This is a genomic window from Methylobacterium marchantiae, assembly GCF_042679825.1.
In the GTDB taxonomy this organism is placed as follows: Bacteria; Pseudomonadota; Alphaproteobacteria; order Rhizobiales; family Beijerinckiaceae; genus Methylobacterium; species Methylobacterium marchantiae.
Genome location: NZ_JBHTND010000027.1, coordinates 1 through 24,975, shown reverse-complemented (window position 1 = coordinate 24,975; position 24,975 = coordinate 1). Strand labels below are relative to the sequence as shown.

General features: G+C 62.4%; 21 protein-coding genes and 1 tRNA gene. 12 read left to right on the top strand and 10 right to left on the bottom strand.

Annotation, left to right across the window (positions count from 1 at the left end; genetic code table 11):
* Nucleotides 1–42: 42 nt before the first annotated feature.
* The 3 genes from pdxA to ACFQ4G_RS17285 all read left to right on the top strand — a co-directional run bounded on the left by pdxA (nt 43) and on the right by ACFQ4G_RS17285 (nt 3,038).
* On the top strand, nt 43–1,062 hold the full coding sequence (pdxA, locus tag ACFQ4G_RS17295; protein ID WP_238208880.1) for a 4-hydroxythreonine-4-phosphate dehydrogenase PdxA: 1,020 nt from the start codon (nt 43–45) through the stop codon (nt 1,060–1,062).
* Nucleotides 1,059–1,895, top strand: coding sequence for a 16S rRNA (adenine(1518)-N(6)/adenine(1519)-N(6))-dimethyltransferase RsmA (gene rsmA / locus ACFQ4G_RS17290; RefSeq protein WP_238208879.1), 837 nt, complete (start codon nt 1,059–1,061; stop codon nt 1,893–1,895). The genes pdxA and rsmA overlap by 4 nt, the downstream gene beginning before the upstream one ends.
* 351 nt (nt 1,896–2,246) lie before the next feature.
* Complete coding sequence (locus ACFQ4G_RS17285; protein WP_238208878.1) at nt 2,247–3,038, top strand: DUF2189 domain-containing protein; 792 nt, start codon at nt 2,247–2,249, stop codon at nt 3,036–3,038.
* Nucleotides 3,039–3,071: 33 nt separating this feature from the next.
* Here the strand turns inward: ACFQ4G_RS17285 and ACFQ4G_RS17280 are convergent, their stop codons facing one another.
* Together ACFQ4G_RS17280 and ACFQ4G_RS17275 are read right to left on the bottom strand one after the other, a co-directional pair.
* A complete protein-coding gene (locus tag ACFQ4G_RS17280; RefSeq protein ID WP_238208877.1) occupies nt 3,072–3,524 on the bottom strand; it encodes a response regulator in 453 nt (150 codons plus the stop codon).
* A 55-nt stretch (nt 3,525–3,579) separates the two neighbouring features.
* A complete protein-coding gene (locus ACFQ4G_RS17275; RefSeq protein WP_238208876.1) occupies nt 3,580–4,047 on the bottom strand; it encodes a BLUF domain-containing protein in 468 nt (155 codons plus the stop codon).
* Between the two features lie 246 nt (nt 4,048–4,293).
* Between ACFQ4G_RS17275 and ACFQ4G_RS17270 the strand changes: the two genes are divergently transcribed.
* From ACFQ4G_RS17270 to ACFQ4G_RS17260, 3 genes are read left to right on the top strand one after another with little or no spacing between them, the layout of a single operon-like run.
* Nucleotides 4,294–5,682, top strand: coding sequence for a flagellar hook protein FlgE (locus tag ACFQ4G_RS17270; protein WP_238208875.1), 1,389 nt, complete (start codon nt 4,294–4,296; stop codon nt 5,680–5,682).
* 37 nt (nt 5,683–5,719) lie between these two features.
* On the top strand, nt 5,720–7,597 hold the full coding sequence (gene flgK / locus ACFQ4G_RS17265) for a flagellar hook-associated protein FlgK (protein ID WP_238208874.1): 1,878 nt from the start codon (nt 5,720–5,722) through the stop codon (nt 7,595–7,597).
* 60 nt (nt 7,598–7,657) lie between these two features.
* On the top strand, nt 7,658–9,448 hold the full coding sequence (locus ACFQ4G_RS17260; protein ID WP_238208873.1) for a hypothetical protein: 1,791 nt from the start codon (nt 7,658–7,660) through the stop codon (nt 9,446–9,448).
* A 1-nt stretch (nt 9,449) separates the two neighbouring features.
* On the opposite strand, the gene ACFQ4G_RS17255 is transcribed toward ACFQ4G_RS17260, so the two are convergent.
* Nucleotides 9,450–11,009: a M3 family metallopeptidase gene (locus ACFQ4G_RS17255; protein ID WP_238208872.1), complete on the bottom strand. Its 1,560-nt coding sequence runs from the start codon at nt 11,007–11,009 to the stop codon at nt 9,450–9,452.
* A 180-nt stretch (nt 11,010–11,189) separates the two neighbouring features.
* Here ACFQ4G_RS17255 and ACFQ4G_RS17250 point away from each other — a divergent pair, with 180 nt between their 5' ends.
* The gene (locus ACFQ4G_RS17250; protein WP_238208871.1) at nt 11,190–11,627 is read left to right on the top strand and encodes a hypothetical protein; all 438 of its coding nucleotides are present in this window, start codon (nt 11,190–11,192) and stop codon (nt 11,625–11,627) included.
* A gap of 90 nt (nt 11,628–11,717) precedes the next feature.
* Nucleotides 11,718–12,482 (top strand): flagellar type III secretion system pore protein FliP, encoded by a 765-nt coding sequence (fliP, locus tag ACFQ4G_RS17245; protein WP_238208870.1) that lies wholly within the window; start codon nt 11,718–11,720, stop codon nt 12,480–12,482.
* 22 nt (nt 12,483–12,504) lie between these two features.
* On the opposite strand, the gene ACFQ4G_RS17240 is transcribed toward fliP, so the two are convergent.
* The 4 genes from ACFQ4G_RS17240 to ACFQ4G_RS17225 all read right to left on the bottom strand — a co-directional run bounded on the left by ACFQ4G_RS17240 (nt 12,505) and on the right by ACFQ4G_RS17225 (nt 16,915).
* Nucleotides 12,505–12,810: a hypothetical protein gene (locus tag ACFQ4G_RS17240; protein ID WP_238208869.1), complete on the bottom strand. Its 306-nt coding sequence runs from the start codon at nt 12,808–12,810 to the stop codon at nt 12,505–12,507.
* Nucleotides 12,807–15,107 (bottom strand): FdhF/YdeP family oxidoreductase, encoded by a 2,301-nt coding sequence (locus ACFQ4G_RS17235; RefSeq protein ID WP_238208868.1) that lies wholly within the window; start codon nt 15,105–15,107, stop codon nt 12,807–12,809. The genes ACFQ4G_RS17240 and ACFQ4G_RS17235 overlap by 4 nt, the downstream gene beginning before the upstream one ends.
* A 360-nt stretch (nt 15,108–15,467) precedes the next feature.
* Entirely contained in the window at nt 15,468–16,556 is a 1,089-nt protein-coding gene (locus ACFQ4G_RS17230; protein WP_238208867.1) for a quinone-dependent dihydroorotate dehydrogenase, read from the bottom strand.
* Nucleotides 16,553–16,915: a DUF952 domain-containing protein gene (locus ACFQ4G_RS17225; protein ID WP_238208866.1), complete on the bottom strand. Its 363-nt coding sequence runs from the start codon at nt 16,913–16,915 to the stop codon at nt 16,553–16,555. The genes ACFQ4G_RS17230 and ACFQ4G_RS17225 overlap by 4 nt, the downstream gene beginning before the upstream one ends.
* 203 nt (nt 16,916–17,118) lie before the next feature.
* Between ACFQ4G_RS17225 and ACFQ4G_RS17220 the strand changes: the two genes are divergently transcribed.
* The 3 genes from ACFQ4G_RS17220 to ACFQ4G_RS17210 all read left to right on the top strand — a co-directional run bounded on the left by ACFQ4G_RS17220 (nt 17,119) and on the right by ACFQ4G_RS17210 (nt 20,071).
* Nucleotides 17,119–17,751, top strand: coding sequence for a S24 family peptidase (locus ACFQ4G_RS17220; protein WP_238208865.1), 633 nt, complete (start codon nt 17,119–17,121; stop codon nt 17,749–17,751).
* A gap of 97 nt (nt 17,752–17,848) precedes the next feature.
* Nucleotides 17,849–18,961 carry an ATP-binding protein gene (locus tag ACFQ4G_RS17215; RefSeq protein WP_238208864.1) on the top strand — a complete coding sequence of 371 codons (1,113 nt, stop codon included), beginning with the start codon at nt 17,849–17,851 and terminating at the stop codon, nt 18,959–18,961.
* 138 nt (nt 18,962–19,099) lie between these two features.
* Nucleotides 19,100–20,071, top strand: coding sequence for a Tim44 domain-containing protein (locus ACFQ4G_RS17210; protein WP_238208863.1), 972 nt, complete (start codon nt 19,100–19,102; stop codon nt 20,069–20,071).
* 96 nt (nt 20,072–20,167) lie between these two features.
* Here ACFQ4G_RS17210 and ACFQ4G_RS17205 read toward each other — a convergent pair whose 3' ends face one another.
* Both ACFQ4G_RS17205 and ACFQ4G_RS17200 read right to left on the bottom strand, forming a co-directional pair.
* A complete protein-coding gene (locus tag ACFQ4G_RS17205; protein ID WP_379040696.1) occupies nt 20,168–21,805 on the bottom strand; it encodes a peptide chain release factor 3 in 1,638 nt (545 codons plus the stop codon).
* Nucleotides 21,806–21,910: 105 nt separating this feature from the next.
* Entirely contained in the window at nt 21,911–22,663 is a 753-nt protein-coding gene (locus ACFQ4G_RS17200; RefSeq protein WP_238208862.1) for an SDR family oxidoreductase, read from the bottom strand.
* 90 nt (nt 22,664–22,753) lie between these two features.
* On the opposite strand from ACFQ4G_RS17200, the gene ACFQ4G_RS17195 reads away from it, so the two are divergent.
* Nucleotides 22,754–22,828, top strand: a tRNA-Gln gene (locus ACFQ4G_RS17195).
* 1,174 nt (nt 22,829–24,002) lie between these two features.
* On the opposite strand, the gene ACFQ4G_RS17190 is transcribed toward ACFQ4G_RS17195, so the two are convergent.
* Nucleotides 24,003–24,641 (bottom strand): HAD-IA family hydrolase, encoded by a 639-nt coding sequence (locus ACFQ4G_RS17190; protein ID WP_238208905.1) that lies wholly within the window; start codon nt 24,639–24,641, stop codon nt 24,003–24,005.
* Nucleotides 24,642–24,975: the final 334 nt, after the last annotated feature.

Sequence of the window (24,975 nt, the reverse complement as noted above, 5' to 3'; positions counted from 1 at the left end):
CGGGAGCCTGATCTCGCCCTCACGCGACGACCAAAGCAGGCGATGACGTTGCACAGACCCATTGCGCTCACGATGGGCGATCCTGCCGGTATAGGGCCTGAGATCGCGCTGATGGCCTGGCAGGCCCGTGACGAAGGTAACGGGCTTCCCCCATTCTTCCTCGTCGGCGACCCGGATTTCATCGAAGCGCGAGCGAGCGGCCTCGGGCTCCAGGTTCCGGTCGCCGAAGTCGGCCCCGACCTCGCGGTCGAGGTCTTTCCTCGCGCGCTTCCGGTGATGCCCCTGCCGAGCGGCACCCGCGTCGGCGCCATCGCGGGACGGCCCGACGCGGCGAACGCCGGCGCGACGCTCGAATCGATCATGACGGCGGTCGGTCTCGTTCGATCCGGCCAGGCCGTCGCCCTCGTCACCAATCCGATCGCGAAATACGTCCTGACCAGCGTCGGCTTCGCCTATCCCGGCCATACCGAATTCCTCGGCGCTTTGTCGGTAGAGCCTGGGGAGACCCCGCCTCTCGCCGTGATGATGCTGTGGAGCGAGACCCTGGCCGTGGTCCCTGTCACCATCCACGTCGCCTTGCGGCAGGTACCCGAACTGCTGACCCAGGATCTCGTTGTCCGTACGGCGCGCATCGTGGCGCACGATCTCAGGGAGCGCTTCGGAATCGACCGTCCCCGTCTCGTCCTGTCCGGGCTCAACCCCCATGCGGGAGAGGCCGGCACGATGGGAACGGAGGACCGGGACGTCCTGGAGCCCGCCGTCGCACAGCTTCAGGACGAGGGGATCGACATCAGAGGACCACTGCCGGCCGATACCCTGTTCCATCCCCGGGCCCGGGCGACCTACGACGTCGCATTGACGCCGACCCACGACCAGGCCCTGATCCCGATCAAGACGATCGCCTTCGACGATGGCGTTAACGTTACCCTCGGGCTTCCCTTCGTCCGGACGTCACCCGATCACGGCACCGCCTTCGACATCGCGGGTAAGGGCTTGGCGCGGCCGGATAGTCTCATGGGCGCTCTGCGGCTCGCAGCGAGACTTGCTGGGCGACGGCCTTGAGCGACGACGGACTTCCCCCGCTGCGCGATGTGGTGCTCAAGCACGATCTCGCGCCGAAAAAGGCCCTCGGACAGAACTTCCTGTTCGACCTTAATCTCACCCGGCGCATCGCCCGCGCCGCGGGTCCATTGAACGGCGTCACGGTGGTGGAGGTCGGCCCCGGCCCGGGCGGCCTTACACGTGCCCTACTGTCCGAAGGTGCCGCCCGTGTGATCGCGATCGAGCGGGACCCACGCGCCCTGCCGGCGCTCGCGGAAATTGCCGCGCATTATCCCGGACGACTCGACGTGGTCGATGCCGATGCGCTGCGCTTCGATCCGCGTCCCCTTGTTGGCGACGGTCCGGTGCGGATCGTCGCCAATCTTCCCTACAATGTCGGGACGCCGCTGCTCACGGGATGGCTGACCGAGGCGGTTTGGCCGCCATGGTGGGAATCCCTTACCCTGATGTTCCAGCGCGAGGTCGCGGAGCGCATTGTCGCGGATGAAACCGACCGGGCCAATTATGGTCGTCTCGGCGTTCTCTGCGGCTGGCGCACTGAGGCGCATATTCTGTTCGACGTTGCTCCCTCCGCCTTCGTACCGCCGCCGAAGGTGACATCGAGCGTGGTTCATTTGAAGCCAAGGCGCGCCCCCCTCCCCTGCTCGGTGGCAGCACTCGAGCGCATCACGCGAGCGGCGTTTGGCCAGCGCCGCAAGATGCTGCGCCAGAGTCTGAAGGCCGCGACGCCTGACCCCGCACGTCTGCTGGAAGCGGCGGCCATAGTGGAAACGGCCCGTGCCGAGGAGGTTCCTGTAGCGGGATTCGTTGCGATGGCGCGGATGCTGGACTAAGTCCTGCTCGGATGTTCCAGGATGCTGGATGACTTTTGGCCGGATATCCATTTTCTAGCAGGAGCATCGCATAATCTCGACCATCTGCGGGATGTGGAAATCTTGTATCTCCGCCCGCGGATGCGACGCCGCTTTTCAAATAATCCGATGCCGAATAAAGACTTATAGCAACATTCCAAATACGGCATCGATTCAGTGCGTCACCTTCAATGCACACTGATCGCTACCCATGGACATTTGTCGATATTGGGCGTTAACTGATAAAATACTGCTATCGGCGCCGTCATGCGCGAGCATGTGTATCAAGGTGTGGCCGGCGTCGTGAGCTTCATCACCTGGAGGCTTCGACCCATGACGACGTTTCCTGTCAGTTCTTCCCGCTCAGTCACCACCCCCTTTCCCATACGCGAAATCGGGCTCGCCGACTTGAAGGCCGCTCTTGTGCTCGGCGTCGACGACTTTCTCGCCATGCCGACCCATGTTCTGTTTCTCGGCCTGATCTATCCTCTCGCCGGCCTCTTCATCGCCCTCATGGCCTTCGGCGCGGACCTGATGCCGATGATCTTTCCACTTGCATCGGGATTCGCGCTGATCGGCCCATTCGCAGCGGTCGGCCTCTACGAACTTAGCCGGAGACGCGATAGCGGCCGAAATATTGGATGGAATGCAGCCTTCCTGAGCTTGAGCCGGCGAGCATCGACGGGGCTTGCCACGATGGGAATCGTCCTGGCGATCGTGTTCATGGCGTGGCTTCTGGCGGCCCAGGGTCTGTTCTGGACGCTCTATGGTCTGGACGTCCCCGCCACCCCCGCTGCCTTCTTCAACGACGTGCTGACGGCGCCGCGCGGTTGGGCGCTGATGGTGATCGGAACGGGGGTAGGCTTCGCTTTCGCGCTTATCGTCCTCGCGACGAGCATCGTATCCATTCCGATGCTCGTCGACCGGGACGTGGATGCAATGACAGCCGTCGAGACTTCTCTCGATGCATTCCGGCGCAATCCGCGTACGCTTGCTGCCTGGGGATGTATCGTGGCGGCGTTGCTCGTCGTCGGTTCGATTCCGCTCTTCACCGGCCTCGCCATCGTGATGCCGATTCTCGGCCACGCCACCTGGCACCTCTACAAGCGCCTCGTGGTGACATGACGGTGGCGATACCGACTCGAACGACGGGGACGATCAGAATTTCCCGAGCATCGGGAAGTCGACGCTCAGCGTCGATTCCGCCGCGAGCGGCGCTTCGCGCCGGCGCGGCTTCCGGTTGATCACCTGTTTCAGCTTCGATTTGAGGACGGACATATCAAACGGCTTTAGGATGAAGGCGTCGGCGCCGGCCTGATGCGCCAAGTTGATATCCTCGAAATCGAAGGAGGTTTCGGTGAGGATGAAGGGCGTATTCATCAGCACGTCGCTGCCGCGGATTTCCCGCAGGAGCGTGAGTCCGTCCATCGGCTCCATCGTCAGGTCGGAGATGACCAGCGCGTACTTGCGCTCACGCATATGCTCCAGCGCCTCGACTCCGCTGGTCACACCGTCGACATCGGGGAAACCGATCCGCGTCATCAAGAGAATGACAAGCTTCAGCAGTTTCTCCTGATCGTCGACGATCAGGATCGGTGGCGTCTCGCTCATGGGCTTTCGAGGCTCAGGGCCGGATATACGGCATCAGGGTTGTCGGCGGATCTGGCTAAACGAAGAGGTGGTCGATGCCCTGCTTGGACATGGATTCGGCTTGCAGGGCTACGGCCAGAGAATGGATCGCGGCGGCCTTCGGTGTGCCGCGTTGGAACATCGGCAGAAGGTTGGCCTTCTGGAAGACGGCATCGTTCACGGGATTGCGGACAGCGGTCACGAACGAATTGACGAATTCGCGCTTCACGATTTCGCGCCACTCGACGATCTGAACGTCGCGATGTCGCGAATCACTGTTGATCCGTCCGAACGTGTCGTTCACCGACGTGCGCTCGCCCTCGATGATCTGGGCCGCGAAATTCTGCTCCACCAGAAGGAAGCTGGTGATGACCGAGAACTCGTTCTTCTTCTGCGCCTGCCGGGTGATCTCGCCGAGTTGGCGGGTTCGGCCCGCTGCATCGGCGGCGAGGTTGAGGCGCGAGAAGTAGATGAGGTGGACAAGGGTCGTCCGCTTGCTCTTCATAATCCTCGTCCGGTTCGGTTCTGCACGATGATAGCCCCTCCCGGCATAACGCTGGGTAAACGCCGCCGCGTCACCGACAGGAACCGGCAAAAGCTGCCGGGGCGTCACCCGCCATTGATCCTTCTTGCCGAGCAAGAAAAATCTTTATCTCATCAAATCAGCTACTTAGTCTTGGCATCGCGATTGCTGAAACCTTTTGGCGAGCCGGTCTCCGGTCGACGTCACTAGAGTCAAAGGTTGCCGGTCATGGATGTCTTTACCGCGATGCAGACGGCGGTCTCGGGCCTGAAGGCCCAGGCTTTCTCCCTCGAGAACATCTCAGGCAACATCGCCAACTCGCAGACGACGGGCTTCAAACGGGTCGATACCAATTTCGTCGATCTCGTCGCCGAACAGGCACCCAATCGCCAAGTGGCCGGCAGCGTGATGGCCAATTCTCGGCTCACGACTACGATCCAGGGCAATATCAACGCGACCGAGGTTCCGACGAACATCGCCCTGAACGGCGAGGGCTTCTTCGTGGTCCAGACCAAGAGCGGCGACGCCAACAACCAGACAACCTTCTCGTCGAACAATCTCTATACCCGTCGGGGCGACTTCGCTCCCGACAAGGATGGCTATCTTAAGAATGGCGGTGGCGCCTATCTGACGGGGACCAGCCTCGACCCGGTGACCGGACGGGCAACGAGCGAGGGGCCGATCCAGATCTCGACCTCGACACTGCCAGCCAAGGCGACGACGACGATCAACTACTCGGCCAACCTCCCGAAGACGCCTGCGACGACCAACTACTCATCCACGGTAGCAGGATCGGAACTGCTTCCCGCGACAGGATTTGCGACTGATCCTCGCATTACGACCGGCACGGGTGCAGCGACAGTGCCTGCTACCGAAGCTTCCAAGCTGTTGGCGAACAGTATCGATGGTCCAAGCCTGACGGCATATACGACAAGCGGGGCTCCGGTTACGATCAACACAGTCTGGGCCAAGGTTCAGAATGGAAACGCATCGGCCACACCGGCAACGAACGACGTCTGGAACCTGTTCTATCAGAACAATAATGCAGTTACGGATACAGCCAGCGCATGGACGAATGCTGGTACTGCTTTCGAGTTCAACAGCAGCGGACAGTTAGTGACGCCAGCGGCAACGTCGGTGTCCGTTCCCAACGTCACCGTCAATGGAATTAATCTCGGGGCAATCAGCGTTGCCTACGGGGCCGGTGGCTTGACGGCCTATACGGCTACTGAAGCGACCACCAGAACGCTGACACAGGACGGATACAGCGCCGGCCAACTGAACAGCGTTTCCGTCAATTCGGACGGAGAGGTCGTCGGAAGCTACAGCAACGGCAACAGCATCGCGCTTGCCAAGATCAAGGTCGTGCAGTTCACGAACCCCGATGGATTGAAGGCGGATTCGTCCGGCAATTATCTTCAGACCCTCGATTCCGGCGCGCCGCGAGTAGGCCTCAACGGCACGACGATCGAAGGCAGCAACATCGAGCAGTCGAATACCGACATTGCGAGTGAATTCTCGAAGATGATCGTAACCCAGCAGGCCTACTCAGCCAATACTAAGGTCATCTCGACCGCGCAGGATATGATGTCCGCCCTGATCAACATCATTCGCTGAAAGCTGAGACATCCAGTGACGTAGAAGGAAGGCGACCGTGTCGTTCACAGCCCTGAGTACCGCAGCTGCCGGCCTGAAGACCACTCAGGCCGCCATCGGCGTCGTCTCGCAGAACATCGCGAACGTCGGCACCGCCGGCTACGTCAAACGCACGCTCGATACCGTCGCGCAGGGAGTCGGGAATTCCGGCGTTGCCATCGGTACGATTGGCCGAATCCTCGACGACGCGGCTCTCAAACAGTTGCGCCTCGAGACCTCGGGGTCGTCCTACACGAGCATGATGGCGGACGTTCGGACCCAACTCGACAAACTCTACGGCACGCCCGGCACGACGACCGCCCTCGACGGCGTGATGAACGACTTTACTCTCGCGCTTCAGACACTCGCGGCGGACCCGACCTCGGCTCCCGCCCGCTCCACCGTCGTCTCGGCGGCCTCGAACCTCGCTTCGAAGATCGGGACTATCGCCGACGGCGTGCAATCGCTTCGAACGGCCACGGAGAACCAGCTCTCCAACGACACGACGACAGCGAGCGGCCTTCTGTCTTCGATCGCAGCGCTCAATACGAAAATCGCCGCGACGAACGACGATTCGGCCAAGGCCGATCTCCTCGACCAACGCGATCAGACCATCAACTCGCTCTCCGGCTATCTCGATGTGCAGACCTCGCCGCAGCGGGACGGCACCGTCACGGTCATCACGGCGTCCGGCGTTACCCTGGTGGACAGGGGAGCGGCCGCGAGCTTGAGCTTCGACGGACGCGGGACGCTGACGCCGGACTCGACCTATTCGACCGATCCGGCGAAGCGCGGCGTCGGGACCATTACGGCGACCACGCCGGGCGGCGCCAAGATCGATCTCGTGGCCTCGAACGCTATCCGCTCGGGGTCGCTGGCCGCCGGCATTGAGCTGCGCGACACGGTGCTACCTCAGGCTCAGCGTCAGCTCGACGATCTCGCGGCCGGTCTCTCGCGCTCGCTCTCGGACAAATCCGCAATGGGAACGGCCGCGTCGACATCTGTCGGGGACGGTTTCGACATCGATCTCACGGGCTTGAGCGCCGGCAATGCCATCAGGATCAGTCTGAAGGATGCGTCGGGGACGCAGCGCAACCTGATCCTGATGCCGTCGAACAAGTCTCCGGCAGCTACCGTAAACCCGGCCGATACCAGCGACCCGTCGGCCACCATCGTTCCGATCACCGTGACCAGCGATCCGACCAGCATCAGCACCGCGATTGCCAATGCACTCGGCTCGACCTTCGCCGTGACGGCACAGACCGGCATCGGCGCGGGGGGCGTGCGAATCCTGGCGAAGACCGGCAGCGGTGCTCCTGCGATCCAGGGCATCAGCGCCAGCGTCACCCAGTCGGGTTCGCCCACGGACGTTCAGAACGGCCAAACTCAGATCCCCCTCTTCATCGATTCCAATGGCAAGGGCAGTCTGTACACGGGCTCATTCGACGGTGGATCGCAGCTGACTGGGTTTGCCCAGCGCATCACGGTGAACCCGACGGTGGTCGCCAAGACCGATACGCTGGTGAAGTCGTCAACGTCGACCCAGACCAGCGATGCGACGAGACCGCAATATTTCTACGACGCCCTGACCAGCGCGAGCCGCACCTTCTCGGCGGCGAGCGGGATCGGCGGCATCAGCGCGCCCTACACGTCCTCGGTGCAGGACTTCACCCAGCGTATCATCGACGCGCAGGGCGCCGCCGCAGCAACCGCGCAGAACCTCGACGAGGGCCAAGGCATCGCTCTGGCTACAGCCCAGAGCCGGTTCGCCAGCTCGTCCGGCGTCAGCATCGACGAGGAAATGTCCAAGCTCGTCGAACTGCAGACCGCCTACAGCGCCAATGCACGGGTGCTGACGGCCGCACGCGACATGATGGATACCCTCCTCCGGATCTAGCGAACGGTTTCCGCCGATCCCTGACAGCCCCTGTTCGACGTTCACTCCGCCGAGGTCACGATGACGATCAACGCCTTCACGGCCGGCACATATTTCCAGGATCGCAATACGACGAACCTGGTAGGCCTGAAGAGCCGGCTCGACACGCTGGCCGGCCAATTGGCGACGGGCCGCAACTCCGAGACCTATGGCGGCATCGGCGCGGCGCGGACTACGAGTCTCAGCGCTCATGCCTCCCTCAGCGCTCTCGACGGATATGACGCGGCCATCACCGCGAACAATACGCGGGTGAAACTGACCACCACGGCGGTGACGCAGGTCGCCACCCTGGGCGACGCAGTACAGGCCTCGCTGACAGCCACAAGCGCCATTGCGGCCGGCACCGTCGTGCAGAGCGCCAGAAACAGTCTCGACGCGGCGGTCGAGGCTCTAAACCAAGAGGTAGCAGGCAACTACGTCTTCGGTGGACGGGCCACCGACGCGCCGCCCGTGGCTTCGTCGGACGCAATCCTGAACGGGGTGGCGAGCCGGGGGCTCGACGGTCTCAAGACCACTGTGAGCGAGCAGGTCGCCGCCGATATCGGACCAAACGGGAATGGCCGCGTCTCCACGAGCGTGTCGGGCCAAACCGTGACGGTCAGCGAGGAGGGGACGGGCGCTGCAGGGACCGAGGCGCGAGCCAATTTCGGGTTCAACCTCGTCTCGGCCACGAGTTCCAATCCGACGGCCATCACGGCCGGCGCAACGATGGGCGGCACTGCACCGGACGTCACCTTCACGGTCGCGAACGCCCCGAAGGATGGCGACCGAATCCGCGTCGCCGTGAATCAACCGGATGGGACGCAGACCTTCACCGACCTCACCCTGACGGCGAACCCTCCGGCCGGTTCGACCGACACGATCAAGCTCGGCACCGCAGCCGAGACCGCGGCGGCCTTGAACGCCCGGTTCGCAGGCAAGCCGGTCGCAAGCATCCAGGGCGACGCGTCCCTCGGCCTGGCTGCGAATTTCGGGACCGGGGCGCCCGCCTCGGTGGCGCTGACCGTCAATACTCCGCCAACGGCGGGAGACACGCTGACCTTCAATCTCGGACTGCGCGACGGAACGACTCAGACGATCACTCTAACAGCCAAGGCTACGGCGGATTCCACGTCGACGAGCGAGTTCTCGCTCACCGGAGACGTAGCGGGCAACATCTCGACAGCCCTTTCGAACGCCCTGAAGCAGGCAGCGGGAACGACTCTTTCGGCCAGTTCGGCATCGCGGGCCTCGCAGGACTTCTTCGCGGGTTCGAGCTCGGCCGGCCTAGCTCCGCGCAGAGTGTCGGCGGACGGCAACGGCTACGCCGAGCAGGCCAGCACGAAGACCGTCATCTGGTACACCGGGGACGACACCTCCAGCGATCCTCGCGCGACGGCGACAGTCCAGGTCGGGGCCGACCGCAAGCTGAATATCGGCGCGCAGGCCAACGAGGCGCCGATCCGCTCGGTTCTCGCCGGCATCGCGCAGGTAGCGGTGCAGAGCTTCACCACGACGCAGACAGGATCCAAGGAGGAGGCGCGCTATCTCGCCATCGCCGAGCGGTCGCGCTCCCTGCTGTCGTCGAGCAGTGGGCAGGACGGCGTGAAGGGAATCGCCAGCGAGCTGAGCCTCGCTGCCAAAAGCATGGCGGATGCCAAATCGCAGAACAGCTCCACCCGAGCTGCGCTGCAGGACAGCCTCGACGGGGTCGACACCGTGTCTACCGAGGAGGTGACCGCCAAGCTCCTGGCGCTGCAGACGCAGCTCCAGGCAAGCTATCAGGTCACATCGATGCTCTCGAAACTGACCCTCGTGAACTACCTCGGCTGAATCAGGCCGCGGCCAGACCGCGCTTGCGCAACAACGGGTCGATACTCGGCAGTCGACCGCGGAAGGCAATATAGGCTTCGCCGGGATCACGCAGGTTTCCGGCTCCGTAGACGAACTTGCGCAGGCGCGCCGCCGTCTCGCGATCGAAGATGTCCCCAGCCTCGCGGAACGCATCGAACGCATCGGCATCCAGAACCTCAGACCAGAGGTAGCTGTAATAGCCGGCGGCATAACTGTCGCCAGAGAAGATATGCGCGAAATGCGGTGAGCGATGCCGCATGGAGATCTCCGCTGGCATGCCGATGCGCTGCAGCGCATCTGCCTCGAAGGCCAGCACGTCGAGCCCATTCTCGCCCGCACTCGACAGGTGCAGTGTCATGTCGACGATGGCCGAAGCGGTATATTCGATCGTCGAGAAGCCCTGGTTGAAGGCCCGCGCCGCTAGCAGCCGCTTCAGCAATTCCTCCGGCATAGGCTCGCCGGTGCGATAATGCTTCGCGTGGGCGCGCAGAACTTGAGGCTGTTCGAGCCAGTGCTCATACAGCTGAGACGGCAATTCAACGAAATCGCCGGCCACCGCTGTGCCAGAGAGGAGCGGATAGGTCACGTTCGACAACAGCCCGTGCAGAGCATGGCCGAATTCATGAAACAGTGTGCGCGCATCATCGAAGGACAGGAGCGGCGTCTCACCGTCCGGTGCCTTGGCGAAATTCATCACATTGACGATGATCGGCGTGATGGTCCCGTTGAGCCGCTCCTGCGAACGGAAGGCACTCATCCAGGCACCACTGCGCTTCGACGAGCGCGCGAAATAATCGCCGAGGAAGAGGCCGACCTCCGAACCATCGGCATTGCGCACGGCCCAGGCGCGCACGTCCGGATGATAGCGGGGGAAGTCGATCAGTTCCTCGAAGCGCAGATCGAACAAGCGCTCGGCTGTGTCGAACGAGGCCGCGATGACGCCGTCGAGAGGTAGGTAGGGCTTGATCTCTCCCTCATCTAGGTCGTGCTCGGCACGCCGAAGCTTCTCGGCGTAATGGCGCCAATCGTGTGGTCCAATGGCGATGTTGGCGCCTTCGGCCGACGCCAGCGCCTGCAGACGGTCGCGTTCGGTGCCGGCCCGGGCATGGGCCGGCGTCCAAACATTGCGCAGAAGGTCCATGGCCGCGTCCGGCGATCCCGCCATGGTGTCCGACAGCTTGAAGTGGGCGAAGCTGTCGAAGCCGAGCAGGCGGGCCCGCTCGGCGCGAAGCGCGACGATCTCGGCAATGATCGTCCGATTGTCGGTGGCGCCGCCACTCTCGCCGCGGCGGATCCAGGCCTGGTAGGCCTTCTCGCGCAGGTCGCGGCGAGTCGAGAATACCAGGAAAGGCTCGATCAGCGAGCGCGACAGGGTGATTACGTGACCATGCTCTCCGCCGCGATCCTTGGCTGCACTGGCTGCGGCGGACAGAAGAAAATCGGGGAGACCGGCAAGATCGCCATCACCGTCTAGCGGAAGAATGAAGGCGCCTTCATCCGCTAACAAATTCTGGCTGAAATTGGTGCCGAGTTCGGCCATGCGCCCCGCGATCTCCGCCATCCGCGCCTTGGCGTCGGGCGCGAGATCCGACCCTGCCCGCCGGAACCGCGTGCGGTAGCGATCGAGGACGCGGCGCTCTTCGTCTACGAGGTTCTCGGCATCCGCATCGACTGCGGCGATCCGCTCCCAGAGCAGAGGATTGAGGTAAATGGCACTGCCATGGCGGGCGAGTCGCGGCGCCATGGCCCGCTCCACGGCCTGAAGTTCGGGACTGGTATTGCTGCCGCTGAGGTTGAAGAAGACCGAGGCGACGCGGTCGAGATCGAGGCCCGCGCGCTCCAGGGCTTCAACGGTGTTGGCGAAGCTCGCCGCTTCGGCATTGCCGGCGATAGCGGCAATCTCGGAATCGTGCGTGTCGAGAGCTGTCTCGAAGGCGGGCAGAAAATGCTCCGGCCGGATGCGTTCGAAGGGCGGAAGGCCGAACGGCGTCTGCCATACGGCTTCGGCGAACGGTCCGATGTCCCGGGCTTCGGTAGCGGCTGGGTTCGTCATCATCATCCTTCAGCGTCGGCCGGCCCTGTTCGAGGGAACCTAGCCATCCCAGGGGGCCAGCGCAAAGAATTCCATCGGCATTCCCGGATCGGTGCCGCCCGTTGACGAGGCGAAGCCTCTTTGCTCTCGATCAAGCCTTCTTATCGTACCGGCGGCTTGCGCCCGAGCCTCAGGGGACGCAGTTTGCCGCCCGCTATGAAACCTGTGATCCGAACGCCCTCGCCTCGCCTCCAAGCCGCCGGCTTCGTCCTGACGGCAGGCGGCTTCCTCGCGGTCGGGATCGGCGCGGCCGAGGCGCAGAGCCTTTCGGTCGATCTTGGTCAGGGGGGCGTGACCGAGCGGGCGCTTCAACTCGTCGCTCTCATTACCGTCCTGGCGCTCGCGCCGTCAGTCCTCGTAATGGCGACCTCGTTCACGCGGATCGTAGTGGTCCTCTCCATTTTGCGCTCGGCTCTAGGCACCCAGAGCGCACCGCCGAATGCGGTGATCACAAGCCTCGCGCTGTTCCTCACCGCCTTCGTTATGGCGCCGACCGCGCGCGAGGCCTACCGCACCGGCATCGAGCCGCTGATCGCCGGACAGATCACGCAGGGCGTCGCCTTCGACAGGGCATCCGCCCCGTTCAAGACCTTCATGTTGAAGAACGTCCGCGAGAAGGATCTGAAGCTCTTCCTCGATATGGCCAAGGCCCCCGCTCCCGCCGGCCCCGAAGCCATCGGCCTCGAGATCGTCACGCCGGCCTTCATGATCTCGGAGTTGAGGCGCGCCTTCGAGATCGGCTTCCTTCTCTTCATTCCCTTCCTCATCATCGACCTCGTCGTCGCCTCGATCCTGATGGCGGTGGGTATGATGATGGTGCCGCCAGCCACGGTGGCGCTCCCGTTCAAGCTGATCTTCTTCGTCCTGGTGGACGGTTGGACCTTGGTGGCGGGTTCGTTGATCCAGAGCTATGGAACGTGATGCGGGATCGCTTCCCGGCGATTCAGCCGTGGAGATGATCCAGAATCGCAAGCCCCGCTGGCGTCGCCTCGTAGCGTGCCCGTTGAGTACGCTGGTTCCGCTCGGTGACCGCGAGAAGCTCGGCTTCCGTCGACAGTGTTTCGACGGCGCGCAGGACGAGAGCGTGCGCGACGCCGAAGACCCGCGCGAAACTGCGGCTGTCGGCGGCGAGCTTCAGATACAGCCCCGCGAGCAACCCGGCTTCGAGACTGGACAGACCAGGCTGGAGATCGGCGATGGAATCGGTGACGGCTAGGAAGGTCTCGGCATCGGCGGGAGGCGCGCTCACGCAGCCTCCACCGGTCGGCGGATCGAGACCATCACCGATTTGGAGGTTGGCGTATCGCTCTCCGTGCCGAAAGATGAGAGGGGAACAAGGACGTTGAGTTCCGGGTAATAGCCCGCGAGACTTCCCCTCGGCATATCGAACGGGACGAGACGGAAGCCTTCGGCGACCCGCACGACGCCATCGTCATGCGGGCCGACGATATCGACCCGATCGCCCGCCGCAGCACGAATCTCGGCCAGATCGTCGGGATGGGCAAACAGCACCTGGCGCTCGCCGTAGACCCCGCGATAGCGGTCATCGAGTCCGTAGACGGTGGTGTTATATTGATCGTGGCTACGGAAGGTCTGGAGCACGAATGTTCCGACCTTCCCCCGCGCCTGCTGGTGCTCGGTCGCCTCCGGCAATGGATCGGCCGAGAAGGTCGCCTTGCCGGTTGCCGTCTCGAAGTTGCGCTCGGCGGCGAGGTTGCGCAGCATGAAGCCGCGCGGGCGACGAACGCGGGCATTGTAGCCGGCAAAACCCGGAATGGTCCGCTCGATCAGCGCACGGATGCCGTCATAGTCGTCAGCAAGCGCGGCCCAGTCGACCTTGTCCGATCCGACGGTCGCGGCGGCCATGCCGGCGATGATGTCGATCTCCGAGCGAAGTTCAGGCGAAGCCGGCTTGTTGATGCCGCCTGAACCGTGAACCATGCTCATGGAATCCTCGACCGTGACGATCTGGACCTTGCCCTTCGAATTCCGGTCGATCTCGGTGCGGCCGATACACGGCAACAGGTAGGCGACGCGCCCGGGCACGAGGTGCGAGTGGTTGAGCTTGGTCGCGATGTGAACGGTGAGTTCGCAGGAGGCCAGCGCCTTCGCCACCAGCGCGGTATCCGGCGTGGCGCGGGCGAAGTTACCGCCGAGGCCGATGAAAGCCTTCGACGATCCGTCGAGCATGGCACCGATGGCTCCGATGACGTTGTGGCCGTGCTTGCGCGGCGCGGTGAAGCCGATCTCACGCTCCAGGGCATCGAGCAGGGAAGCCGGCGGCTTCTCATTGATGCCCACCGTGCGGTCGCCCTGCACGTTGGAATGGCCGCGAACGGGGCAGAGGCCGGCACCGGGACGTCCGATGTTCCCGCGCAGAAGCATGACATTGGTCATCTCGCGGATGGTCGCCACCGAGTGCTTGTGTTGGGTGACACCCATGGCCCAGGTGCAGATAACTTTGTCGGCGCCGAGATAGACATCGGCCGCGACCTCGATATCGGCGCGAGACAGTCCGGACTGGTCCTCGATCTCATCCCAGGTCGTGGCCGCGACCACGGCCCGATAGGCTTCGTGTCCAGCGGCATGATGGGCGAGGAAGGCGACGTCGAGCACCGAAGGCCGGCCGGCGGCGAGCGCCGCATTGTCGGCAGCGAAGACCGCCTTGGCGATGCCTCGGAAGGCCGCCATGTCGCCGCCCGGACGCGGCTGGTAATAATGGCTCGCCACTGGAGCACTGGAGCCGCGCAGCATCTCCACGGTGTTCTGCGGGTCGGCGAAACGCTCCAGGCCGCGCTCGCGCACGGGGTTGAACACAACCACACGGGCACCGCGTGTGGCGGCCTTGCGCAAGTCGCCGAGCATGCGCGGATGGTTGGTGCCGGGGTTCTGCCCGACTACGAAGATCGCATCCGCCTTCTCGAAATCCTCTAGCAGGACAGTGCCCTTGCCGATGCCGATGGCCGCCTGGAGGGCGATACCACTGGCTTCGTGGCACATGTTGGAGCAGTCGGGGAAGTTGTTGGTACCGTAGAGCCTGGCGAACAGCTGGTAGATATAAGCCGCCTCGTTGGAGGCGCGTCCGGACGTGTAGAATTCGGCCCGGTTCGGGCTGTCGAGACCGCGCAGGGTGGTGCCTATCTCGGCGAAGGCGTCGTCCCAGCTGACGGGCAGATAGCAGTCGCTCGCAGCATCGTAGCGCATGGGATGCGTCAGGCGGCCTTCACCTTCGAGAGCATAGTCGGTCCACCCGCGCAACTCCGACACGGTGTGCTTGGCAAAGAACTTGGGTGGTGTGCGCTTGTCGGTCGCCTCCCACGAGACCGCCTTGACGCCGTTCTCGCAGAATTCGAACGAGGAACCGTGCGCCGGATCACCCCAAGCGCAGCCAGGACAATCGAACCCGTCGGGCTGGTTGGCCTTGAGCATGGCCCGAGCGCCGGAAAGCGGGGCACGGCTACTCAGAAGATGCTTTCCACAGCTCTTCAACGCACCCCAGCCTCCGGCGGCGGATGAGCGCTTTGGCGACGCGACCGGGTGATCCATGGACGATCCTGGGTTCGGCAAATGATGGCCGGACGGCGCTATCGCGGAGCGATAACATCGTTGATACCAGCAGCGATATCGCGCCGCACAAGACTCACTCAATCGGGATGGGACGCAGGCCAGTCATGCGCTTGTCGCGGCTCATTGGCACGAAACCGAGCAACCTTTTCGAGTTCTAAACTCGGCCCCGCTTCCAACGCATGCGGATCATGCAGAAATGCGGCATTCAAACAGCTCGGCCAATCGTCAAAGAGCATGATCCGATCGCGTTCTTCGCGACGCGGGAAAACCACTTGAAGCGGCTGAACCGGAAGGACGTAGAAGACGGACGAGCACCCCTTATGCTCCGCTTCTGACCGCCTAATCCGCCTTCATCCCGAGCTTTGCCAACTCCGCAGCATCGCGCCCGACGATCGTCGACAAGTCCTGGCTTCCCTCGGTGGCAAGCCTGCGCACGAGGCCGGTCTTGATCGAGCCGACGAGGCGGGGGCCGGCATAGACCAGGGCCGAGTAGAGCTGCAGCAGACTCGCTCCAGCGCGGATCTTCGTCCAGGCCGCCTCAGCGGAATCGATTCCACCGACGCCGATGAGCGGGATGGTGCCACCGACTCGAAGATAAGTCTCGGCCAGGAGCCGGGTCGCCGGCGCGAAGAGCGGCCGGCCGGACAATCCACCGGTCTCGGTCGCCAGCGACGCCTCGGACAGGTTCGCCGGCCGCGCGGTGGTGGTGTTGGAGACGACGAGGCCCTGGACCTTGCGGCGCAAGGCGGTGGCGACGATGGAATCCAGTGCCTCGAGGGAGATGTCTGGCGCGATCTTCAGAAGGATCGCCGTCTCTGCGGAGGCCTTGTCGCGGGCTTCGACCACGCGGCCGAGCAGGTCGTCGAGGAAGGCCTCGCCCTGAAGGTCGCGCAGGCCGGGCGTGTTCGGCGAAGAGACGTTGACCGTCACGAAGGCGACGTGCGGCGCGAGCGCCGTGGTGCAGGCCACGTAATCCGCGATTCGATCGGTCGAATCTTTGTTGGCGCCGATGTTGATGCCTACCAATCCGGGCTGGCCGCTCCGAGAGGCGAGCCGGTTGCGTACGACGTCGAGGCCTTCGCTGTTGAGACCGAAGCGGTTGATCACGGCCCCGTCCCCGCTCAAGCGGAACACCCGCGGACGCGGGTTGCCGGGTTGGGGCTTCGGCACGACTCCGCCGACTTCGACGAAGCCGAAGCCAAGGCCGAGCAGCGCGTCTGGGACCTGTGCGCCCTTGTCGAACCCTGCTGCGAGCCCGATCGGATTAGGAAACCGTCGACCGAAGGCGGTGACCGCGAGCTTGGCATTGTCTTGTGTCGGACGGCGTGGTGGCAGCAGCGCGAGACCACGAAGGGTCAGATTGTGCGCGGTCTCTGCGTCGAGACCGTGCAGGATAGGCCTTGCCAGCGGGAAGAGAGCGCCGATCATGCTGCGTCTCCTGACGCCGTCACTCCAGCCGGAAAAACGTGTCGACCGTCCGGCCCTATTTGAATTTCGACAACGGACCGGACTACATGAAGCGGCAGTTCGCCGTAGAGATGGGGAAACAGAGCTCCGCCGCGGGACGGCTCGTAGCGCAGGGCTTCTCCCAGCGAATCGGCATCGAGTTCGATGAGAACGAGATCGGATATCCCCGCAAAATGGCGGGCCGCCGTCTCCGTCACCTGATCCGCGGTGGAGAAGTGTATGAAGCCATCGGCCAGATCGACGGGGGCACCGGCGAATCGCCCGGCTGCTTCGGCTTGCTGCCAAAGTGTGCGCGGACAAATCTTATAGATCAGGGGCATCGCGCATTGCCTTCCGGTACGGTGGCTCCGCGATAGAACGGGTCCGCATTCATCGCAACCATGAACGATCTCTACCTTAAGTCGTTAGCTTTAAGGCTCTGCACCCTGGAGATAATGGCGACGTGCCGTTGCTTTCGACGTGTTTTAGTTCTACTTTCCTAAAGCTAGGTGGTCTGTCTTAGTCGCCATGATCGAGTCTCCCCATGCTGTCTCACGAGCAGATCTGGACCGCGATCGACCGACTCGCGGAACGTCACGGATTTTCCGCCTCGGGTCTGGCGCGGCGCGCTGGCCTCGACGCGACGAGCTTCAACCGGTCGAAGCGGATCGGGCCGGATGGACGCAAGCGCTGGCCGTCCACCGAATCGGTTTCGAAGGTCCTTGCGGCTACCAACGCGACGCTCGACGATTTTCTGCACCTGATCGAGCCGCGGGAAGGCATGCCGCGCGCGATGGTCCCGCTGATCGGCCTTACGCAGGCCGGTGCGGGCCGGCTTTTCACCGAGGAGGGCATGCCTACCGGCGGCCCCGGCTGGGAAGAGATCGAGTTCCCGGATCTCGGCGAGGATCGTGCTTTCGCCCTCGAGGTTCAGGGCGATTCCATGGAGCCGCTCTACCGCGACGGCGACGTCCTCATCGTTTCCCCCACGGCCAGCATTCGCAAGGGCGACCGTGTCGTAGTGCGATTGACCAGCGGTGAGGTGCTGGCCAAGGAACTTCGTCGAAAGACAGCTCGGACGATCGAGCTACTCTCGCTCAACCCTGATCACGCGGAACGAACCGTTCAAGTGGGCGAGATCGCCTGGATCGCACGGGTGATGTGGGTACGCCAGTAGGGATTGCTGGGACAGGCCGAGCCGGGACAAACTTGGCGATAGCGTCCGATGCGACTAACCCTGGGGCCCAATTCGCTCCGAGGAGCCAGGACATAGCATGGCACTGTCTCACAAGGACGGCGGATTGCGGGATGCGCCGAGCCCGGGCATCGATCTCCAGGCCGCTCTCGATGCCAGCGCCGTCCCTGCCCTGATGATCGACCCAGCGAAGACGATAATCGTCTACGCCAATCCGGCCTTTGCCGCTCTCGCAGGTCATGAACGCAGCGCCCTCGCCGGACGGGACGTGCATCTCCTCCTTGGCTCCAATAGCGACAAAGACGCTCGTACCGCCTTCGCGGCAGCTCTTGCAGGTGACCGGCCTGAAGGTATCGAGGTTCTGGCATGGCGGCGAAACGGATCGACTTTCTGGGCGGAGATCTTCGCGGTACGCCTAGCCGATGCGGGCTTAGTACTCGTTCAAATGGTCGACGTGACACGGCGGCGGGATGCCGAAGGGGCGCTGGCCCTTTCGCGTCAGCGCGAGGCGCTGGGCCTTCTCACCAACAGCGTCGCCCACGAGTTCAATAACTTCCTGCAGATTCTCATCGGTTACATCGACGGGCTGAAGCGGCGGCTCTCGGACCGGGAAGAGCCCTTCATCCAACGGGCAGTGACACGATCAACCGACGCGGCCGAGCGGGCGACAGTTCTGACGCGTCAGCTTCTCACGTTTTCACGGCGGATAGCGCCGGATGTCCGGCCGGTGGACATGAATGCCCTCATCACCGCCTTCGGAGTACGCATGCGTGCGACCCTCCCTCCCGGCGTTGCACTGACGATCCGGACCGCCTCGGACCTCCCGAACGGCCTAAGCAACCCGACCCAGGTCGATCTTGCCCTTTCCCACATCCTCGCCAATGCCTGCGAGGCCATGCCACGCGGCGGCACCGTCGAGATCGCGAGCTTTCTCGTGCCTCCGGGCGACCCGGCGATCCGCCGACCAGGAGACGGCGCCGTCGGCATCTCGGTGCACGATACGGGACATGGCATGTCGCCCGAGATGGCGGCGCGGGCACTCGCTCCTTTCATCACGACGCGGGAGGCTGGGCGGGGCACCGGACTCGCCATCGTCCATGGATTGGTAAAACGCCAGAACGGGACGGTCGCCCTCGACAGCAAACCCGGCGAAGGAACAACGGTGCGCATGATCTTTCCTGCTGCGGGCTGAGAACGTCACGCTTCCTTCATCACGTTTCGCGGGACAAAAGGGGCACCGAAAATGGACTAAAACTCTCCCCGAGACGTCACCATATGAGGTTCGGCATTCCCGCCAGGACTATCTCAGACTTCGTTCAGAGGCGTATTCATGTTCACCTCATCCACGCGTCGCACGCGCGCCGCGACCATCTTCGCGCTCGCCGCGGTGCTGGCCGTCGCAGCGCCCGTTGCCGAGGCCCGTCCGGGCAGTGGCGGCGGCATGGGCTCGCGCGGCTCGAAGACCTTCAACGCGCCCTCGTCCACCACCACGGCTCCGAGCGCAGCTCCGATCCAGCGCTCGCAGACCCAGCCCGGCCCGGCCATGGGCAATCCCGGCATGAGTAGCGCTGCCACACAGCGTCCCCGCTTCGGCGGCGGCTTCATGGCCGGTCTTCTTGGTGCAGGCCTTCTCGGTGCACTCCTTGGTGGCGGCTTCTTCGGCGGCCTCGGCGGCATCGCCTCGATGATCGGCCTCCTGCTTCAGGTTGGCCTCATCGTCATGGTCGTCGCCTTCGCCGTGCGCTGGTTCCGTCGTCGCCAGGGTAACCCGGCTCCCGCCGGCTATGCCCGCTCCGATCTGTCCGGCAATTCCAATCCGGGCGGCTACGGCGCTGCTCCGGGTACGGGGACAGGCGCGGCACTGGGCGCTGCCCCGCGCGGCGCTCCCCAACCGAGCATCGGCAAGGTCGATATCGGCCCCGGCGATTATCAAAGCTTCGAGATCGCGTTGAACGATGTGCAGACGGCCTATGGCCGCGAGGACGTCCAGGCGTTGCGCAATCTTGCGACACCGGAAATGGCGAGCTACTTCGTCGAGGAACTCCGTGCCAATGAATCCCGCGGCGTAGTCAATCGGACCTCGAACGTGAAACTACTCCAGGGCGATCTTTCGGAAGCGTGGAGCGAAGGCCGGATGGAATACGCAACCCTGGCGATGCGGTACGCCATCACCGACGTGACGATCGACCGCCGCACCAACCAGACGGTCGGAACCGGCGAACCGGAGGCCCTTGAGCTCTGGACCTTCGTGCGCGAGCGCGGCGGCCGATGGATTCTCTCGGCCATCCAGCAGGGTCGCTGATCGCCGCCTTTTCGACCTGATCAAGAATAACAAAGAGCCGCGCAGCTTTAACTGCGTGGCTCTTTCTGTATCGGTGCCGCATGACACTCTTGGGATTCACACGGCGCGCTTCTGATAGTCCTTGATGTCGGTGAACCGCACTTTCGGCGCACGCTCTTCCTCGTAGCGCAAGGAGAAAGCGGTGGTCGCCATGAAGACTGGCGATCCATCGAGATCGCTCGCCATGGCCGAGCCATGCGTACCGACGAAGGAATCCAAGTCGGCTTCCAGATCCGACTCGATCCAGCGACAGATCGAGAAGCGTGTCGGTTCGTAATCGATCGGAAGGCCGTACTCGGCCAGGAGGCGTTCCTTCAACACATCGAGCTGCAGCGCTCCGACCACGCCGACGATCGCTTGCGAACCATCATGAGGGCGGAAGACCTGGACGACGCCCTCTTCACCCATCTGCTGAAGCGCTTCCCTAAGTTTCTTCGCCTTCATCGCGTCGGTGAGTTTGATCCGGCGCAGTATCTCAGGCGCGAAGCTCGGCACGCCACGGAAAACGATCTCTTCACCCTCGGTGAGAGTGTCGCCGATGCGCAGGGTTCCGTGATTGGGAATACCGACCACGTCGCCAGCGAAGGCCTCGTCGGCGATGGCACGGTCCTGGGCGAAGAAGAATTGCGGCGCGGAAAGCGACATCGGCTTGCCGGTCCGCACGAGCTTGGCCTTCATGCCGCGGCTGAGCTTGCCCGAACAGACGCGCATGAAAGCGATGCGGTCGCGATGGTTCGGGTCCATGTTCGCCTGGATCTTGAAGACGAACCCCGTCATCTTCGGCTCGGTCGGCTCCACCAGGCGCTTGTCGCAATCCTGGCCGCGAGGCGGCGGCGCGAATCGGGCGAGGCCATCAATGAGGTCACGAACCCCGAAATTTCGAAGCGCCGAGCCGAAGAAGACCGGCGTGAGGTGCCCTTCGCGAAACGCCTCGAGATCGAAGCGCTTCAGGCCGGATTCTGCAAGCTCCGCTTCCTCGCGCCATGTGGCGACCTCACCCTCCTCCGTGAGAAGCTGGTCGAAAAGCGGGTCGTCCACGCCTGACACGGCCACGGTGCCGCCGTCGTCCGCTGCGTCGAGCCGGCGGACACGGCCGTTGCCGAGGTCGTAGGTGCCGGCAAAGCTCCGCCCGCGGCCTATGGGCCAGGTGACCGGCGCCACGTCCAGCGCCAGGGTCTTCTCGATCTCGTCGAGAAGCTCGAACGGATCGCGAGCCTCACGGTCGAGCTTGTTGATGAAGGTAACGATGGGGATGTCGCGCAGGCGGCAAACCTCGAACAGCTTGCGCGTGCGCGCCTCGATACCCTTGGCGGCATCGATCACCATCACCGCCGAATCGACGGCCGTTAGAGTCCGGTAGGTATCCTCGGAGAAGTCTTCGTGGCCCGGCGTGTCGAGAAGATTGAAGACGCAGCCGCCGTATTCGAAGGTCATCACCGAGGTGACGACCGAGATGCCGCGCTCTTTCTCGATGCCCATCCAGTCCGAGCGGGTGGAGACGCGGTTGCGCTTGGCCTTCACCTCGCCAGCGAGCTGGATCGCGCCGCCGAACAGGAGCAGCTTCTCGGTGAGAGTCGTCTTGCCGGCATCCGGGTGTGAGATGATCGCGAAAGTGCGGCGACGGGCGACGGAGTCTCTCGCCTTGTCGGCGGTGTCCTTGGCCGTCGTATCCATGAGTGCGGTCTGCATCAACATCGCGGGCGGTTGCTTCTCTGGTCCGCCGGGGCGGGTATGTCGGTATGAGGTCTGGCGCGTGCCCTGTCTGTAAGGCCAATAGGCAACAGACGAAAGCAGGTGGCCTCAGCCCCTGCCGATATAGGGCATCTTCGTCGCCATGACGGTCATGAACTGAACGTTGGCGTCGAGGGGCAGTCCGGCCATGTAGACCACCGCGTCTGCCACGTGACGGGCATCCATGACTGGCTCCGCCTTCAGCGACCCGTCGGGCAGGCGAATACCCGATGCCATCGGCTTCGTCATGTCGGTCTCGGCATTGCCGATGTCGATCTGCCCGCAGGCGATGTCGTGGTCGCGACCGTCTAGGGAGGTGGACCGGGTCAGACCGGTGATCGCATGCTTCGTGGCGGTATAGGGCGCCGAGTTCGGGCGCGGCACATGGGCGGAGATCGAGCCGTTATTGATGATGCGGCCGCCACGCGGATTCTGGGCCTTCATCATGCGGAAGGCTCCCTGCGTGCAGAGAAACGCGCTGGTGAGGTTGGCATCCACCACCACTCGCCATTGTTCAAGGGTGATCTCTTCGAGGGGAACCGAGGGCGCGAACAGGCCGGCATTGTTGAAGAGGAGATCGAGCCGGCCGAACCGTGCCTTCACCGCCGCGAAAAGCCGCTCTACCGCAGCAGCATCACCGACATCGGTCTCAACCGGCAACGCCTCGACGCCAGCACTGCATACCAGTTCGGCTACCTCATCGAGTGGGTCCCGGCGACGGCCCGCCAGAGCGATATTGAAGCCGGACCGAGCCAATCCGACGGAGACGGCACGCCCGATGCCAGACCCCGCCCCTGTGACGATGGCGATGCGTCTCGACATCCGGCCTCTCCTCTTTCGTTGCCCATCAACGCGAACAGGCTGTTGCAACACGCCGACGTGGCGTCTAGACAACGCGCGGCCTTGCGTCGATGGGGCGTCGCCAAGTGGTAAGGCAGCGGTTTTTGGTACCGCCATCCGGAGGTTCGAATCCTCCCGCCCCAGCCAATCACGCGGACGCAGCGACCTTTCCGTTTGTTCTTTTACTAAATAGGCAGCCAAATTTATTAAAATTCATTAGATAAGTCATTCTTTTGAATAAAGATCCATTAATAACAATATATATAATATATTATTGCTCATTTACTTGAGAATCAGATCTATACTTCCAAGATCGTGACAAACTATATGAGATTATAAGTCAATTTTGATATATATATCTAGGTTGTGCTATTTAAAATAGAAAATTATTCTAATAGCGAGCGGACTACATTTTGTCTCTGAGTAGAGATAAAATCCGACTAACGTGCTCTTAAATGCAGCCCCACGGACGACGACGATCAGGAATAATACTCTAAGAAAGATTGTAAATTCTTACAAGTAGTCGTACGATCCTAGTGCCATTTCGTAAATTTTATTAATATGCATTAAAAAGCCAGATTTTTTCCTTTTTATGGCATTTTAATGCGAGTAATTGTTGGATGCTTCGCCAGCCAACGAAAACAATTTGCGAGTTCGCCATGGTGCCCGCAGCCTTCACAGCCGGTCTCGGGGTCGGCCTTTCGTTTCTCTTGGGTCCGAATATCGGGGCTATTGCGCTTGTCCCGGTGCTCGTCCTAGCCTTCGTCCGCCTCTGCGGGCGGAGAATTCTTCAATTAATGGAGGATCGATAGACGTTTAGAGACACATAAAATTTGCATCATCGAATGTGGAAGCTCACAAGCTGTCCGGTTCCTCGCGATGAGTCATCCATTCGGATCACGATCGAACTCATTACATTTCGAGCCGGAAAGCCTAAAATCCAAGGCTAAGGTCAGTCGTGTGCACCAATTGAGTCACCGCAGCCGCTTCTCCGTTAGCCGAAGACGATGGATGAGGTCCGCAAAAAGCTCGGAAGTCTCGCGCGCCGAGATTGATCTGATAAGCGGTTCGCAAACTGTCTATCAGACTTTCGACGATGCTTTTGCCTGAGGATCGATGTCCCACCGCACTCTGGGCAGCTGAAATGAGATTCGGTTAATCCGGAGAATTGGCATGGCTCTGAATCAGCATCGTGCACATCCGTTCTCACCAAGGATCCCAGGGTCTTGCGCGTCGCGACGGAGTTCGGCAATCCGGCTGGGGCACCATCCCCGTTTCATAATGCACTTTTATACAGAGATGATGCGTGCTGGTGACAGTATTAGGTGTGCAAAGACCAGATCGTCTTCGCGATGTGGCTTGGATGTCCAAAAATCAGGGTAGGTTGCGCCGCAGCCAATACATCCCCTCTGGTGTACCCCCAGGACACGGCTCCGAAATCACACCCCGCCGCCTTTGCTGCGTCATGGTCTCTCAACTCGTCACCAACATAGATGGTATCGCGGCCGAGACCGGTCTTTTGCATCATGGCGGTCAGACGTTTGGCCTTCCCGAACATCGATGCGCCGCAGGCATAATGCCGGAAGCTTGAGGCGCAGGGACCCAGGACGTGGCGAACATTGGCTTCACTGTTCGAACTGACAATGGCGAGCACGATGCCAGCGTCATGGAGGTCCCGGATCATCTCCCACACTCCAGGGAACAGAGCGAATGCACCGATGTCACGGGCCGCTAAGTCGTGCATGTGCCGGGTAATGAAGGGCAGCTTCCATGCCGGCACACCAAGCTCGCGGATGAGAGCACGAGCAGACAGGCCGCGAAGCGCTTGAGTTTCCGCCAGGCCAATCTGCCGAAAACGATAGCGAAGGGCTACATCGTTGATAACGCTGCAGAACCATGGGAACGTATCGGCCAGCGTTCCGTCGAAATCGAATATGGCCAGTCGGTACGGTCTGCGCATCACGCGCGCGGATCGCTTCGCGGAGATAGTCGACTGATCTCAACTGCGCAGAATGACATCCAACGGACAAGGACTGAGAGACTGTATGGCTCGCCGACGGTGCCGCCTGTTTTCAAGTTGGATATGGCTACGCTGATTGAGGCGCCGTGAAACCATGATTCCGAAAGATCGAACAGTCGACCCATGCGCTTCTTTTGGACAATTTTGACAGACCTATCCAGACGTACTTCCCCACTGAGAGTCTGTCCGGCATCATGATGTTTTCTGACAGAGCTTTCGGGTCATTAGGCGGATGGAGGCCAAGAGGACGAACGCTCGCCCTTTCCGGCTTTTG